The 15,169-nt window shown below is 62.9% G+C and carries 14 protein-coding genes and 1 tRNA gene; 7 read left to right on the top strand and 8 right to left on the bottom strand.

Features of this window, described 5'->3' with window-relative positions:
- Positions 1-118 precede the first annotated feature (118 nt).
- A complete protein-coding gene (locus tag P6U27_RS03220) occupies positions 119-1,264 on the top strand; it encodes an acyl-CoA dehydrogenase family protein (protein WP_129143405.1) in 1,146 nt (381 codons plus the stop codon).
- An 11-nt stretch (positions 1,265-1,275) separates the two neighbouring features.
- On the opposite strand, the gene P6U27_RS03215 is transcribed toward P6U27_RS03220, so the two are convergent.
- From P6U27_RS03215 to P6U27_RS03200, 4 genes are all read right to left on the bottom strand, one after another.
- Positions 1,276-2,415, bottom strand: coding sequence for an amidohydrolase/deacetylase family metallohydrolase (locus tag P6U27_RS03215; RefSeq protein ID WP_129143404.1), 1,140 nt, complete (start codon positions 2,413-2,415; stop codon positions 1,276-1,278).
- A gap of 124 nt (positions 2,416-2,539) precedes the next feature.
- Positions 2,540-2,607, bottom strand: a tRNA-Ser gene (locus tag P6U27_RS03210).
- Between the two features lie 420 nt (positions 2,608-3,027).
- Positions 3,028-4,053 carry a histone deacetylase family protein gene (locus P6U27_RS03205; protein WP_122400611.1) on the bottom strand — a complete coding sequence of 342 codons (1,026 nt, stop codon included), beginning with the start codon at positions 4,051-4,053 and terminating at the stop codon, positions 3,028-3,030.
- Positions 4,054-4,123: 70 nt separating this feature from the next.
- Positions 4,124-4,828: a GntR family transcriptional regulator gene (locus tag P6U27_RS03200; protein ID WP_122400610.1), complete on the bottom strand. Its 705-nt coding sequence runs from the start codon at positions 4,826-4,828 to the stop codon at positions 4,124-4,126.
- Positions 4,829-4,974: 146 nt separating this feature from the next.
- On the opposite strand from P6U27_RS03200, the gene P6U27_RS03195 reads away from it, so the two are divergent.
- The 5 genes from P6U27_RS03195 to P6U27_RS03175 all read left to right on the top strand — a co-directional run bounded on the left by P6U27_RS03195 (position 4,975) and on the right by P6U27_RS03175 (position 10,868).
- Positions 4,975-5,748: a class II aldolase/adducin family protein gene (locus tag P6U27_RS03195; RefSeq protein ID WP_122400609.1), complete on the top strand. Its 774-nt coding sequence runs from the start codon at positions 4,975-4,977 to the stop codon at positions 5,746-5,748.
- Between the two features lie 59 nt (positions 5,749-5,807).
- Positions 5,808-7,358 carry an ABC transporter substrate-binding protein gene (locus P6U27_RS03190; RefSeq protein ID WP_122400608.1) on the top strand — a complete coding sequence of 517 codons (1,551 nt, stop codon included), beginning with the start codon at positions 5,808-5,810 and terminating at the stop codon, positions 7,356-7,358.
- Positions 7,359-7,436: 78 nt separating this feature from the next.
- Positions 7,437-8,408 carry an ABC transporter permease gene (locus P6U27_RS03185; RefSeq protein ID WP_122400607.1) on the top strand — a complete coding sequence of 324 codons (972 nt, stop codon included), beginning with the start codon at positions 7,437-7,439 and terminating at the stop codon, positions 8,406-8,408.
- A complete protein-coding gene (locus P6U27_RS03180) occupies positions 8,405-9,244 on the top strand; it encodes an ABC transporter permease (RefSeq protein ID WP_162500086.1) in 840 nt (279 codons plus the stop codon). Before P6U27_RS03185 ends, P6U27_RS03180 begins: the two co-directional genes overlap by 4 nt.
- A gap of 1 nt (position 9,245) precedes the next feature.
- On the top strand, positions 9,246-10,868 hold the full coding sequence (locus tag P6U27_RS03175) for an ABC transporter ATP-binding protein (RefSeq protein WP_407193676.1): 1,623 nt from the start codon (positions 9,246-9,248) through the stop codon (positions 10,866-10,868).
- A 120-nt stretch (positions 10,869-10,988) separates the two neighbouring features.
- On the opposite strand, the gene P6U27_RS03170 is transcribed toward P6U27_RS03175, so the two are convergent.
- The 4 genes from P6U27_RS03170 to P6U27_RS03155 form a co-directional block, all read right to left on the bottom strand.
- The gene (locus P6U27_RS03170; protein WP_407193675.1) at positions 10,989-11,408 is read right to left on the bottom strand and encodes a winged helix-turn-helix transcriptional regulator; all 420 of its coding nucleotides are present in this window, start codon (positions 11,406-11,408) and stop codon (positions 10,989-10,991) included.
- Complete coding sequence (locus P6U27_RS03165) at positions 11,342-12,340, bottom strand: IS110 family transposase (protein ID WP_407193674.1); 999 nt, start codon at positions 12,338-12,340, stop codon at positions 11,342-11,344. Before P6U27_RS03165 ends, P6U27_RS03170 begins: the two co-directional genes overlap by 67 nt.
- Before the next feature lie 93 nt (positions 12,341-12,433).
- Positions 12,434-12,685, bottom strand: a complete 252-nt coding sequence (locus P6U27_RS03160) for a winged helix-turn-helix transcriptional regulator (RefSeq protein WP_407193673.1) — start codon at positions 12,683-12,685, stop codon at positions 12,434-12,436.
- A 124-nt stretch (positions 12,686-12,809) separates the two neighbouring features.
- Positions 12,810-12,932: a hypothetical protein gene (locus tag P6U27_RS03155; RefSeq protein ID WP_283810462.1), complete on the bottom strand. Its 123-nt coding sequence runs from the start codon at positions 12,930-12,932 to the stop codon at positions 12,810-12,812.
- 258 nt (positions 12,933-13,190) lie between these two features.
- Between P6U27_RS03155 and P6U27_RS03150 the strand changes: the two genes are divergently transcribed.
- Positions 13,191-14,621, top strand: coding sequence for a DUF1254 domain-containing protein (locus P6U27_RS03150; RefSeq protein ID WP_129143401.1), 1,431 nt, complete (start codon positions 13,191-13,193; stop codon positions 14,619-14,621).
- The last annotated feature ends 548 nt before the right edge of the window (positions 14,622-15,169 follow it).

The raw sequence follows: 15,169 nt of genomic DNA, 5'->3' as shown, positions 1-15,169 counted from the left end.
GAAAACACAATCATCCCTACTCTTGGTTGGCCTACCAGAAGCGGGCAGGCTTGCGTCGGCCCCGACTGCTGTGGCACGCGTGATGCGCACGCGCCGTCCACGCCAAGATGAGGTAATCATGTCCTATCGCTCCTCCTGGATGACCGAAGAGCTCGACGTCTTCCGCGACCAGTTCCGGAAATATCTCGCCAAGGACCTGGCGCCGCACGCCGAAAAATGGCGCGAGCAGAAGATGGTCGACCGCTTCGCCTGGCGCGGGCTCGGCGAGATGGGTGCGCTGCTGGCGAGCGTGCCCGAGGAATATGGCGGCTTAGGTGCGACCTTCGCTTATGATGCTGCCGTGTTGGACGATCTCGAAAGCACGGTGCCGGAGCTGACGACCGGCGTCTCCGTGCACAGCGCCATCGTCGCGCACTACATCCTCAATTACGGCTCGGAGGAGCAGAAGAAGCGCTGGCTGCCGAAGATGGCCTCCGGCGAGATGGTCGGTGCCATCGCCATGACCGAGCCCGGCACCGGGTCTGATCTTCAAGCCGTCAAGACCACGGCGAAGAAGCAGGGCAATTCCTATGTCATCAACGGCCAGAAGACGTTCATCACCAACGGCCAGGCCGCCGATCTCGTCATCGTGGTCGCGCGCACCGGCGAAGCGGGCGCCAAGGGCATCTCGCTGATCGTGGTCGAGACCGAGGGCGCGGACGGCTACAAGCGCGGGCGCAACCTCGACAAGATCGGCCTGCACGCCTCCGACACCTCGGAGCTGTTTTTCGACAACGTGACGGTGCCGCCGGAAAACCTGCTCGGCAATGAGGAAGGCCAGGGTTTTGTCCAGCTGATGCAGCAATTGCCGCAGGAGCGGCTTGCGCTCGCGGTCGGCGCCGTCGCCTCGATGGAGCGCGCCGTCAAGCTCACCACTGAGTACACCAAGGAGCGGAAGGCGTTCGGCAAGCCGCTGCTGGACTTCCAGAACACCGCGTTCACGCTCGCCGAGCGCAAGACCGAGGCGATGATCGCGCGCGTCTTCGTCGATTGGTGCATCGAGCGCTTGATCGCAAAAGACCTCGACACCGTCACGGCATCGATGGCGAAATATTGGTGCTCGGAGAAGCAGGTCGAGACCGCCGACGAATGCCTGCAGCTGTTCGGCGGCTACGGCTACATGCAGGAATACCCGATCTCGCGCATCTTCATCGACTCCCGCATCCAGAAGATCTACGGCGGCACCAACGAGATCATGAAGCTCTTGATCGCGAGGTCGCTGTAGGGGCCGCCGTCTCAATTCGGATGCCACCAGCGGCCGCCGATGACGACCCCCTCCGAGACGATCTTGCTGTTACCGATCAGGTGCTCGCCGACGACGTCTTCATAGTCGAACTGGCCTTGCCTGACCGTAACAAGCGTGGCGTCGCCGACGCTGCCCGGTTTGAGGCTGCCGAGTTCGGGGCGGCGCAGCGCCATCGCCGCGTTCACCGTCGAGGCCGCGATGACGTCGGAGAGCTCCATGCCCATGCACAGGAACTTCGACATGGTCGTGACCTGATCGTAGGCCGGGCCGTCGATGCAGAGCTGATGGATGTCGGAGGAGATGGTGTCGGGATAGAAGCCGTTGGCGAGCATGGCGCGCGCGGTCTTGAACGCGAACGAGCCCTTGCCGTGGCCGATATCGAACAGCACGCCGCGCTCGCGCGCCTCCAGCACCGCCTTCTTCACCGTGCCTTGCGCGGTCGCGGGCGTGTTGGGAAAGGGGCGGAACGCATGGGTGAGAACGTCGCCGGGACGCAGACGGGCGAGCACGTCCTCGTAGCTTGGCGGCGGATGGTCGATATGCGCCATCAGGGGCATGCCGACCTCGTTCGCGACCTCGAGCGCGATGTCGAGCGGCACGGCCCCCGAGGTGCCCGAGGAGTGCAATCCGACGCGCACCTTGATGCCGACGATGAGATCGCGGTTGGCATCCGCCACCTCGGCTGCCTCGATCGGATTCATCAGCCGCAGCTCCTCGCTCTCTCCGACCATGATCCGGTGCGAGAAGCCGAAGATGCCGGCATGCGAGACGTGCAGGTAGGCGAGGATGCGAACCTGGCTCGGCTCGATCACATGCTTGCGGAAGCCGGCGAAATTGCCGGGCCCGGCGCTGCCGGTATCGACCGCGGTGGTGACGCCGGAGGTGCGGCAGAATTCCTCGGCATCGATGCCGAGCGAGGTGCCGCCCCAGTAAACGTGGGTGTGCAGATCGATCAGCCCCGGCGTGACGATGAACCGCGAGACGTCGCGTACCTCTGTCGCAGGGTTCGCCTTGAGCCCGCTGCCGATCGCGGCGACCTTGCCGCCGGCAAAGGCGACATCGGTCACGGCATCGAGCTTCTGGGACGGGTCGATCACCCGCCCCCCGCGCAGGATCAAGTCGAAAGGCATCGTTGTCTCCGGATGTGTGGCAGTGAGGCGACTGGCGGCAGTCAGCCGAGGAAGGAAGTCTCCTGCCTTTAGCAATTTTCGCGCCGGAGAGCTTGTCGAGCGGGGCCGACGAGCCATGCCGAATTGGCGATCCCGGGAAGACTCGAACTTCCGACCTACGGTTTAGGAAACCGTTTTGAGGCACATGAAATCAGTCACTCAGCCGCCTGATGTTGCACATCTGTTGCGGCCATAAAAGGGGCGTAGCGCCAGCGCCGATGTCGAACGCGGCGGGAAGCGGCGCGGGCTGCTCCCGTTTCAGGTCTGGTTCCTGGGAAGAGGTCAACACGCGCGGCTCGGCAAACGAGCGGAGGGCGGCTAGACGGGAGCCAGCAACTCGATCTGGAGGTCATCAAGCGCAAGCCTGGATCCATTTCGAGCGAGAAGCCACGATATCCTGATCTGCAAGGTGACCGCCATTCGCAAGAGCTTTGACGGACGCGGTCTCGTCTACGTCGACAGGAAATACGTCGCTACTCCTTCACCGCAAAGGACCTGCACCTTCCATCTCCTGCCGGTCTCCCGGCGCACCGTTCCCATCCATCATGGCCTACCAGCAATGAGCGACGGCTACTAGCGCGCGGCTTCGAATCCGCCGAGCACCGCGGTCAGATTGGCGCCGAGGATGTCGGAAAGATAGCCGCCTTCCTGCACCAGCACCGTCGGCAGTCCAAACCGGGCCAGCCCCTCGCCGATCCGGCGGAAGCCATCGGTGGTGACGGCGAGACCGGCGAGCGGATCCTTCTCGGAGGCGTCGAGGCCGAGCGCGACCACGAGCGCGGTCGGCGCGAAGGAGCGGATCGCCCTCTCCGCCGCCGCGAGCGCCTTCATGTAGTCGTCGTCGCCGGTACCCTTGGCCAGGGGAATGTTGAGATTGGCGCCGAGGCCGGGTCCGGCGCCGCGCTCATGCGCGTAGCCCCAGACGAACGGATAGAAGAACGACGGGTCGGCGTGGATCGAGACGGTGAACACATCCTGCCGCTCGTAGAAGATGCCCTGCGTGCCGTTGCCGTGATGCACGTCGACGTCGAGGATGACGACGCGCTCATGCTTCTGGCGCAGATGCTCGGCCGCGATCGCGCTGTTGTTGAGGAAGCAGAAACCGCCGGCCATATCGCGATAGGCATGGTGGCCGGGCGGACGGCACAGCGCATAAACCGCATCCTCACCGTCAAGCACCATCTGCGCAGCGGTGACCGCCACGTCGCTCGAGGCGCAGGCGCCGGCCCAGGTGCCCGCGCCGATCGGGGCCGCAGTGTCCGCCGTGTGCCAGCCGAGCTTGCCTACGATATGGGTCGGATAGGTGGCGGCGTTGCGCACCGGGTGGATGTTCGCGATCATCTCCGGCCCGGCATCGCCGAGCGCGGACCATGCATCCCAAGCCTCGGCGAGAAAGCTCAGATATTCCGGACTGTGCACGCGCGCCCGCGGCCCCTGCCCGAATTTGGTCGGCTCGATCAGCGTGTGCTTGCCCGCCTTCAGGCCTGCCAGCAGGCGATCGGCACGCTCGGGCTGCTCGGTGGTGCGCTGGACCACGCCGCGGACCAGGAAGAACTGCGGATCATGGCTGCGGTGTAGATCACTATAGACGGCCTTCACGGGACACTCCTGTCGGATGAATAAGTGAGATGGATCGCACGACATTGCGCCTGAGCAAGATCACGCGCGTCTATTTCGCCGCAAGCGGCAAAGGAGGAATCTCGCGCACCAGCCGTCCGACTTCGCGCCAGGCAACACCGATGTGGTAGTCGATAAGCGCGACGATACGTTCGGGATGACCGGCTTCGATCGCAGCGAGCACCGGCTCATGCGTACGCGCGACCTCGTGCGGATCGTCATAGAGGCGGCCGATCAGGCCGATCACCATGCGCAGCTCCGAGGCGAGATCGTCGAACACCCGCAGCATCCGCCGGTTACCGCCGATCTCGCAGATCAGGCGATGGAAGCGGTAGTCCTCTTCGACCTGCCGCGCCGGATCGTCGAGATCGGCGGTCTCGTGCAGCACGTCGATTTGCCGGCGCAGCTTGTCGCGCGTCTCCGGCGTCAGGTTGCGCGCGGCAAGCACCGCGGCATGACGCTCGACGCAGAGACGCAAGTCGTAGATCTCGTCGATATCATCGGCGGCAAACTGCCGGACGAAGAAGCCGCGGCGCGGATTGGCGACGAGCAAGCCCTGTTGCTCGAGCAGCCGCGCGGCCTCGCGCACCGGCGCCCGGCTCACCCCCAGTTCGCGCGCGATTCCGGCCTCGACGACCTTTGATCCCGGCGGCAGCCGCCCTTGGACGATGGCTTCAGTCAGGCGGCGGGCGACCTGGCGGACAAGGTCGGTCTCGTTGAGGGCCGGCAAGCCGACCGGAGGGGAAATCGTGCGCATTAAAGGTCCATTTTCGACCCTTGTATATTATTTAATCGCCGATTGTCGACAGTTTAGTCTTGATCAAACCTTAGATTGTCGACAGTTTAGTGACGCGGGCATTGCAACTCAACAGAACGGCCCGCGGAGAGGGACAAGCAGCAACGATGACGACGCATGTGCGGCCCGACGGTGTGAAGGACCAGAACCAGCAATTCCGCATCGACCTCGCCGCGGCCTACCGACTGATCCACCGGCTCGGGCTCGATGACAGCATCTATACCCACATCTCGGCGCGACTTCCGGGCCAGCACGACCGCTTCCTGATCAATCCCTACGGCATGCGCTTCGAGGAGGTGACGGCATCGAACCTCGTCACTGTCGATCTCGACGGCAACATCATCGACGACCCGCTTGGTCTTGGCATCAATCCGGCCGGCTTCACCATCCACAGCGCAGTGCACGCCGCGCGTCATGACGCAATATGCGTGCTGCACACCCACACCGTTGCCGGCGTCGCAGTGTCCTGCCAGAAGCAGGGCCTGCTGCCGCTCAATCAATGGTCGATGCAGTTCACCGGTTGCCTCGCCTACCACGACTATGAGGGCATCGCCCTCGACCTCGACGAGCGGCTACGCCTGGTCGCCGATCTCGGCGACAAGTATGTGATGATCCTGCGCAATCACGGCATGCTGACCTGCGGCCGCTCGATCGCAGAGGCCTTCAAGCTAATGCACAATCTGGAACGTTCCTGCCGCGCGCAGCTCGCGATCCAGGCCGCAGGCGCCGAGATCGCACCGCTCTCCGATGCCGTCGCACACAAGACCGCGGGCCAATACGCCACCTTCTACGACAGCATCGAACTGAACGGCATGCCCGACACGGAATGGGCCGCCTTCAAGCGCATGCTGGAGCGGACCGATCCTGATTTCGTGAGCTAGTCGTAAGTCCTTGTCCCGGAGCCGCGCCCGGGAACATCCAACCAGAAGAGAGATTGGACATGTTGAAGCGAGTATTGCTGAGCCTGATGGTAGCGAGTGCGCTGAGCACTGCGGCGTACGCGCAAGAGCCGAAAACCGGTGGCGTGATCAACGCGGTGATCCAGCCCGAACCGCCGGGCCTGATGATGGGCCTGGTACAGAACGGCCCGACCCAGATGGTCTCCGGCAATATCTATGAAGGCCTGCTCCGCTACAGCCCGAAACTCGAGCCGCTGCCGGGCCTCGCCGAGAGCTGGAATGTCAGCGAGGACGGCAAGACCTACACCTTCAAGCTCCGCAAGGGCGTCACCTGGCATGACGGCAAGCCCTTCACCTCTGCCGACGTCGTGTTCTCGATCGAGTTCCTCAAACAGACCCATCCCCGCGCGCGCAGCAATTTCGCGCAGGTCGACAAGATCGAGACGCCTGACGACAGCACCGTGATCTTCAACCTTAAGGAGCCGTTCGGGCCGTTCCTCGGAGTCTTCGAGGTCGGCTCGCTGCCGATGATCCCGAAGCACCTCTATGAGGGCACTGATTTCAAGACCAATCCGGCCAACAACACGCCTGTTGGCACCGGCCCCTTCATGTTCAAGGAATGGCAGAAGGGTTCGTTCATTCGCCTGGTCAAGAACCCGAACTACTACATCAAGGGCAAGCCGAACCTCGACGAGATCTACTGGCACGTGATCCCGGATGCGGCCGCGCGCGCGGTGGCGTTCGAGACCGGCAAGGTCGACGTGCTGCCGGGCGGCTCGGTCGAGAATTTCGACGTGCCGCGCCTCTCCAAGCTGAAGAATGTCTGCGTCACCGGCGCCGGCTGGGAATTCTTCAGCCCGCATTCCTGGCTGTGGCTGAACAATCGCCAGGGCCCGACCGCGAACAAGAAATTCCGCCAGGCCGTGATGTACGCGCTCGATCGCAATTTCGCGAAAGACGTGATCTGGAACGGCCTCGGCAACGTCGCAACCGGTCCGTCGGGCTCATCGATCAAGTACTACAGCAGCGACGTGCCGAAATATGACTACGACCCGGCCAAGGCCAAGGCTCTGCTGAAGGAAGCCGGCTACAACGGCGAGAAGGTCCGCCTGCTGCCGTTGCCCTATGGCGAAACCTGGCAGCGTTGGGCCGAGGCGGTGCGGCAGAACCTGCAGGATGTCGGCATCAATGTCGACATGGTCGCGACCGATGTCGCCGGGTGGAATCAGCGGACCTCGGAATGGGACTACGATATCGCCTTCACCTATGTCTATCAGTACGGCGATCCCGCGCTCGGCGTCGGCCGCACCTATGTCTCCAGCCAGATCCTCAAGGGCAATCCGTTCAACAACGTCGAAGGTTATTCGAACCCGGAAATCGACAAGTTGTTTGCCGACGGCGCGGTCGCCTTCTCCGACTCGGCACGCAAACCATTTTACGACAAGGCGCAGAAGATCCTTGTCGACGATGTGCCGGTGGCCTGGCTGCTTGAACTGCAGTTCCCGACCATCACACGCTGCAACGTCAAGAACCTCATCACCACCGCGATCGGCGTCAACGACGGCTTCCGCGACGCCTGGCTCGACAAGTAGACGATCCCACGAAGCCGCCGCGCTTTCAAGGCGCCGCGGCTTCCTCCTGTCCCCTCTCGAACGCAACCGAGATCACCGATGCTCGCATTCATTGCCCAGAGACTTGCAAAGGCCATTGTCGTTCTGTTCGCGATCGTGGTGCTCAATTTCATGCTGATCCGCATGGCACCGGGCGATCCGGCTGTCGTGATGGCGGGCGAAGCCGGCGCCAGCGACCAGATGTTCGTCAATCAGTTGCGGGAAAAATTCGGCCTGGACAAGCCGCTGCCTGAGCAGCTCTTCATCTATGTCAAGGGCATCGCGACCCTCGACCTCGGCTTCTCCTTCCGGCAGCAGGCGCCGGTGTCGCAACTGATCGTGGAGCGGCTACCGGCGACGCTGTTGCTGACACTGACGGCGTTTGCGATATCGCTTCTGCTCGGCATCCTCTTCGGCACGCTCGCCGCACGCTTCGCCGGCACCTGGCTCGATACCGCCGTCACGATATTCTCGCTGATCTTCTACGCAACGCCGCTGTTCTGGGTGGCACTGATGGCGATCCTGCTGTTCTCGGTCGCGGTGGATTGGCTGCCCAGCTTTGGCTACGAAACGGTCGGCGCAAACTACACTGGTCTTGCCCACGTGCTCGACGTCGGCGCCCATCTGATCCTGCCGGCGACGACGATCGGTCTGTTCTTCATGGCGACCTATTCCCGCATGACCCGCGCCTCGATGCTCGAGGTGCAGCGGCATGACTTCGTCAAGACCGCGCGGGCCAAGGGCCTGCGCAATGCCGTGATCCAGCGCCGCCACGTGCTGCGCAACGCGCTGTTGCCGGTGGTGACGCTTGCCGGCTTGCAAGCCGGAACGCTGGTCGGCGGCGCCGTGCTGACGGAGACGGTGTTCGCGTGGCCCGGCATCGGCAGACTGATGTACGAGGCGCTCTTGCAGCGCGACTACAATCTCCTGCTCGGCGTCTTCGTCGTCTGCTCGGCGATGGTGCTTGCCTTCAACCTGATCACCGACCTGATCTACCGCTCGGTCGATCCGCGCATCGAGTTCGCGTCATGATGAATTTCTGGCGCACGATGCTGCGCAATCCAGGCGGCGTGATTGGCCTCATGATCCTCATCCTGGCGGTCGCTGTTGCGGTCTTCGGTCCCCTGCTGTTTCCGACCTCGCCCTGGCGCATGGTGCAGCGTCCCTTCTTGCCGCCGTTCACGGCGCCGGGCCTGCCGCTCGGCACCGACGCGCTCGGCCGCGACGTGCTGGCCGGCATCGTCCATGGCGCCCGCGTCTCGCTGCTGGTCGGCCTGGTCTCGACCATGGCCGCGCTGGCGGTCGGCATTCCCGTCGGCGCCATGGCCGGCTATTTCGGCGGCCGGATCGGCGACGCCCTGATGCGCTTCACGGAGTTCTTCCAGACCGTGCCGAGCTTCGCACTCGCGATCGTGCTGGTCGCGATCCTGCAGCCCTCGATCGTCTCGATCGTGCTGGCGATCGCGATCGTGAGCTGGCCGCCGGTGGCGCGCCTCGTCCGCGGCGAGGTGCTGTCGCTCCGCACCCGCGAATATGTCCAGGCCGCCGTGGTCACCGGTCAGAGCCACAGCTGGATCATCTGGCGCGAGATCCTGCCCAACGCGCTGTCGCCGGTCATCGTGCTGGCCTCACTGATGGTCGCAACGGCGATCCTGCTGGAATCCTCGCTCTCCTTCCTCGGCCTCGGCGATCCCAATTTGATGTCCTGGGGCTACATGGTCGGCGCCGGGCGCACGGTGATCCGACAAGCCTGGTGGATCACGGTGTTTCCCGGCATCGCGATCCTGATCTCGGTGCTCGCGCTGAACCTGATCGGCGAAGGTCTCAACGACGCGCTCAATCCGCGCCTCAACAAGGAGGGACGCTGACATGTCCGCCGCAACGGCCGTCGTCTCGATCAAGAACCTGAAGCTCGCGCTGCCGCCCGGCGCGGACCGCCGCTACGCCGTCGACGACGTCTCCCTCGATCTCACACCCGGGAAAATCCTTTGCGTGGTCGGCGAGTCCGGCTCCGGCAAATCGATGTGCGCGCACGCGCTGATGGGACTGTTGCCCGACACGATCGGCCGCGAGGCCGGCGAGATCGTCTATGACGGCCACAACCTGCTCGCCCTCGACGAGACCGGCTGGCTCGCGCTGCGCGGCCGCCACATCGCGATGGTGTTCCAGGAGCCGATGACCGCGCTCAATCCGTTGATGCGGATCGGCGAGCAGATCGCCGAAATGTTCGAGGCGCACAATTTGCTGACGCCGAAGGACCGGACGCAGAAGGCGCTGCAGCTGCTGCGCGAGGTCGGCCTGCCCGACCCCGAACGTTCGATGCGCGCCTATCCGCACCAGCTTTCCGGCGGCCAGCGCCAACGCGCCATGATCGCGATGGCGCTTGCGCTGGAGCCGGCCGTGCTGGTCGCGGATGAGCCGACCACGGCGCTCGACGTCACCACGCAGGCGCAGATCCTCAAGCTCATCCGCGACCTTCAGCGCAGCCGCAACATGGCGGTCATGTTCATCACCCATGATTTCGGCGTCGTCGCCGATATCGCGGACCGTGTCATCGTGCTCCAGCACGGCAAGGTGGTCGAGCAAGGCGCGGCCGACGATGTGCTGCTGCGCCCGCAACACAGCTATACTCGCGCCCTTCTTGCGGCTGTGCCATCGATGCAGCCGCCGCAGCGCGCGCCGCTCGCGGGCCGTGCCAAGGCGGTCGAAGTCGTCGGCCTCGACAAGACCTATGTCTCCGGCGGTGGCTGGTTTCAGCCGGAGCGCCGCGTGCGCGCCGCCAACGAGGTCAATTTCGATATCCTCAAGGGCGAGACGCTCGGACTGGTCGGCGAATCCGGCTCCGGCAAATCCTCGGTGGCGCGGCTCGTAATGCGGCTGATCGAGCCGGACCAGGGCACGATCCGTCTCGGCGATATCGACTTCACCCGGATCGGCGGCAAGGAGCTCCGCAAGGCGCGCAGCCGCATCCAGATGATCTTCCAGGATCCGTTCGCCTCGCTCAATCCGCGCCGCAAGGTCGGCAATATCATCGCCGACGGACCGATCGCGCATGGCACCGATGCCGCAACGGCCCATAAGCGCGCCGGCGAACTGCTCGGCCTCGTCGGCCTCAATGCCAGCGCGCTGGAGCGTTATCCGCATGAATTTTCCGGCGGCCAGCGCCAGCGCATCGGGATTGCGCGCGCACTCGCGCTGGAGCCCGAGATCATCGTCGCCGATGAGGCTGTCTCCGCGCTCGACGTCTCCGTTCAGGCGCAGGTGCTCAATCTCTTGGAAGACCTCAAGAAACGCCTCGGCCTGTCGATGCTGTTCATCACGCATGATCTGCGCGTCGCCGCGCAGATCTGCGACCGCATCGCAGTGATGCAGCGCGGCGCCATCGTCGAGCTGAAGCCGACGGCCGCCTTGTTCTCGGCACCGGAGCACGCCTACACGCGCGAGCTGCTCGCCGCCGTTCCCGGCCAGACTTCCTCGTCACGTGCGGCCTGATCGATGCGTTGCGTGCCGATCAGCAAGAGCCTCGATCTTCGCAGCTGCTTGAGGAACCGCGGATTGTCCAGCCCATAATTTGCGAGCAACGGCCCCGGTGCCTGCCGGCGGACGCGCCGGTTAGGAATCGACATTAGCGATAACCGACCCGCTCCTGTCGAATTTCGATCGCGCCGTCTTGACATCGGCATGGGTGTTCTGCGCCCAGGTGACGAGCGCCGCGAGCGGATCGAGCCGTGACCGTCCGAGCGGCGTTAGCCAGTACTCGACGCTTGGCGGCTTGGTCGGGAAGACTTGACGAGACAGAAGTCCGTCGCGCTGGAGATCCCGCAAGGTTTGCGTGAGCATGCGATTGGAGATGTCGGGGAGCAACTGTGTTGAAGTAGCCCGGCGATCGGCCGGCCTCAAGGCTGGCGCTGGCGCGGCACCGCCTCCGGCGGCTTCCGGCCTTGACCCCGTCCGCTCGCCGGTCTTCAGGGCGTGCAAGCGCTCGGCGGAAGCCGAGCGGAGTTGCTCACTTCGTACCGGCCGGCGTCCCATTTCTCGCCGCGTGCGATCATGACGTTCAGGATCACGATCAGCTTGCGCATGCAGGCGGTGAGCGCAACCTTCGGCTCCTTGCCTTTGGCGATCAGGCGATCGTAAAAGGCCTTGAGCACGGGGTTATGCCGGGTCGCGGCTCCCATGGACGCCATGTAGAAGACGTTGCGGACCTTGCGGCGTCCGCCCTGGATATGACGGACGCCCCGACGTTTGCCGCTGTCGTCGTCATAAGGCGCAGCACCCAGCAGGGCCGCGGCCACTTTGTTGCCTATCTGGCCGAGTTCCGGCATCGCCCCGATCAGTCCGGCGGATGTGCCCCCGGCAAGACCTGGTACGCTCTCGATGATCTCGGCGAGTTCGGCAAAACGCGGTGTGGTCTTGATCAGGGCTGCGATCGCTGCTTCCAGCTTGGCAATTTCGGCGGCGAGCCGCTTCAGCAGGCGATTTTGCATCTTCTGCACGACGTCAGGAGTGGAATGCTCCGTCCTGTTTCGCAAGCTCGTCTGCACGTCAATCAGAGCCTGGCGCGCACTCACGATCTGCGCCAGCTTCTCGCGTGCCGCATCGTAGGCTTGCCCCCTTGCCTCAATGAAGGTCTCGGCGAACCAGGCAATCATCTCCGCATCGATCGGATCGTTCTTGGCGAGCTGTCCAGCCGATTTGGCGAAGTTGCGCACCCGCTTTGGATCCACCACCAAGCCTTCGATACCATCCTGGCGTAGCACCTTGGCCCACTCCCGCTCATAACCACCGGAAGCCTCCATGGCGGCTTTGCCGACCTTGTGCTTGCGAAGCCAGCGGATCAGCGCTCGCCGACCTTCTGGGCTGCTCGCGAACGTCTGCCGTTGTGACAATGAGCGAATGCACACATCCACCTTGTCCTTGGCCACGTCGATGCCAGCGACAATGACGTCGTTTTGTGCCATCATCTACTCCCTTCCTTGCTCGGTTCGGGCTCGAAGCCCATGCAACTGTTCGGGTTGAGGAAGACCACCGGATCTGTCCCTCGCTCCCCGACAGGCTCAAGGCCTTTGAGCACGAACGGGCTCAGATCCAGCGACGGGCGGTTTTGCGAGAACCGCCCGTTCGCACATTCTGGCAGATTTTCTGGACACAAGAGCGCGACGAAGCTCGTTGAACCGATGTGGTCCTTCGGCGAGAGCAATGACGATGAGCGTGGTCCACTTGTCGCCCAGATGGCTGAGGATCTCGCGCACTGGGCAGCGTTCTACATCGAAGTCGCCACGGCTCCACAAGACGAACGAAGCCTTCATGAGTTGCGTGGCATACGGGAATTGGGCTGCGACACTTCGAGCTAGTACCAGGGGCGCGCTGTTCGAGGCCGTCGTGCTGGACCGCCCGGAAGCATCCGTCAGCGCTGCGCGCGCATTGGCGTCCTCAACCAATCCTGGAGAAGCCTTTTTCTCTTACCTTGCGGATCTGGCGCCCCACAACGTGGAACGAGTTCTTGCCGATATCGATGCCGATCACGGCTATTGCGCAGTTGGCTTGCTGAGACATGGCGTGCTCCGTCTCTTCGCTGTCCCGGGCCAGCTTTGCGTGCTGTCGGGGCCGAAGCACGGCCGGTCCATCCCATTAGCGGAAGTCGTCCCTATCCATCTGGCTATTGAGCTTCGCAGAACAGTCGCCATCGTAGCCCCGCGCGGGGCTGCCCTTCTTGCAACCTTTCATTGATCAAGATCAAAGAAGCCCGTGACCGGCTAGCCGAACCTGAGATCACTGCGGTCAGTGTGAGTTGATTTCAGGAAAGGAAATGCGATGAAGTTCACCCGTCGATCCGTGGCATTTGGTGGAATAGGACTGCTGGCAGGAGCAACTGCGGCACGGTCGGCCTTGGCCCAGGATGCGTTCCTTGGCGTAGGCGAAGGTTTGGAGGATCTCTGGCTCGCAAGCGACGCCTATGTATTCGGCTATCCGCTGGTCACGATGGAGATGACCCGGCGGATCATAACCAACGTCGCCGAACCCGTGGGCACGCGTGGGCCGATGGGCCACATCATCAAGTTGCGCCACTATCCCGACGCCTCGTTCAAGGACGTCACGGCACCGAACGCGGACACCCTCTACACGACTTCATTTTTCGACGTCGGGAAAGAACCATGGGTCCTCAGCATCCCAGACATGAACGGACGCTATTTCCTGATGCCGATGCTGGACGGTTGGACGACGGTTTTCCAGGTGCCCGGCAAACGCACCACCGGCACCGGGGCCCAGACCTACGCGATCACCGGCCCTGGATGGAAAGGCATGCTGCCGGATGGCGTGAAGGAGTACAAGTCGCAGACAAACATCGTGTGGCTGCTTGGCCGCATCTATTGTACCGGCACGCCGGAGGACTATGCAGCCGTGCACAAGCTGCAGGACGAGTGCAAGCTCGTTCCGCTCAGTGCCTATGGCAAGCCGTACACACCGCCTCCGGGAAAGGTCGATCCCTTGATCGACATGAAGACGGCCGTGCGCGAACAGGTCAACCGCATGGATGCAGGAGCGTATTTCAAGCTGCTCTGTGAGCTCATGAAAGCCAATCCGCCTTACGCCGCCGACGCGCCCCAGCTTGCCAAGTTCGCGCGCATCGGCATCGTCCCCGGACAGGAGTTTGACGAGAGCAAGCTGAAGGCGGATTTCCTGAAGCGCGTACCGGAATTGTCGTTCGACAGGATTATGCTTCAATTCAAGATCAACAAGGCCATCAGGGACGAGAATGGCTTTGCCTTCACGACGAAAACCGGCATCTACGGCACCGATTATCTGATGCGAGCCTTGGTCACCGCGATTGGCCTCGGCGCCAACCGCCCGCAGGATGCGGTTTATCCGACCTCGCAGAAGGATGCAGATGGTCAAAAGTACAATGGCGCGAACAAGTACGTGATGCGTTTTCCCAAGGGCCACCTGCCTCCCGCCGAAGGATTCTGGTCGCTCACGATGTACGACAGCAGCTACTTCTTTGTGAACAATCCGCTCAACCGCTACTCGATCAGCGCGCGCCAGGACCTAAAGGAAAACCCGGACGGCTCAACCGATCTTTACATCCAGAAGGACTCGCCGGGTAAAGACAAGGAGGCAAACTGGCTTCCCGCGCCTGAAGGAGATTTCATCCTCATGCTGCGCATGTACTGGCCGCAGGAAACAGACCCGTCGATCATCAACGGCACATGGACAGTTCCTACCGCCAAGAAGGTCGGCGCTTGAGGATCTACATCATGCCGGCCCATCGTGGTGGGCCGGCATCATCGCTAATGTCGATCCTGACCTAAATCAGCTCTTACGCGGCGTCTTTTGAGGCACCCCCGGAAGGACTGGAATGTTTGACGAGCCGATGTTGACGTCCAGAACTAAAACGGGTCGAGCAGGGCAATGCCGCCATTTCGGCTTCTGGCCCGAAAGCGAAGTGCGGCCCGAGCCCGCTCCTCGTCGGGGTAAACCGGACGCGAGAGAACGGCGGTTCGAACAGGTGCTCATGACCCTGGCTTTGTAAAAACGCAAAGATCGATACGACTAGAATTGCATTCTCAATTCGTCCCTTAACGTTGAAGGCGCTTGAGAGCTTGAGGGCTACATCGGTGTTGGACGAACAACTTCTTCTCTCGCGGTCAAGCGTCATGGTGTTTTCACACAACCAAGACCCGAAGCGGAAATCCGTTGTCCAATGACTCTTGCCATTTTTGGCAATAGCGCCACACTTCTTCGTGGATTGGCCATAGGATTGGGTTGGCCACGGGAGGCAAAAATGCGGCGAT

Source organism: Bradyrhizobium sp. STM 3566, from assembly GCF_045571445.1.
In the GTDB taxonomy this organism is placed as follows: Bacteria; Pseudomonadota; Alphaproteobacteria; order Rhizobiales; family Xanthobacteraceae; genus Bradyrhizobium; species Bradyrhizobium vignae.
Note: the sequence above shows the minus strand (reverse complement) of the source record. Positions and strands in the feature narration are given on the sequence as shown.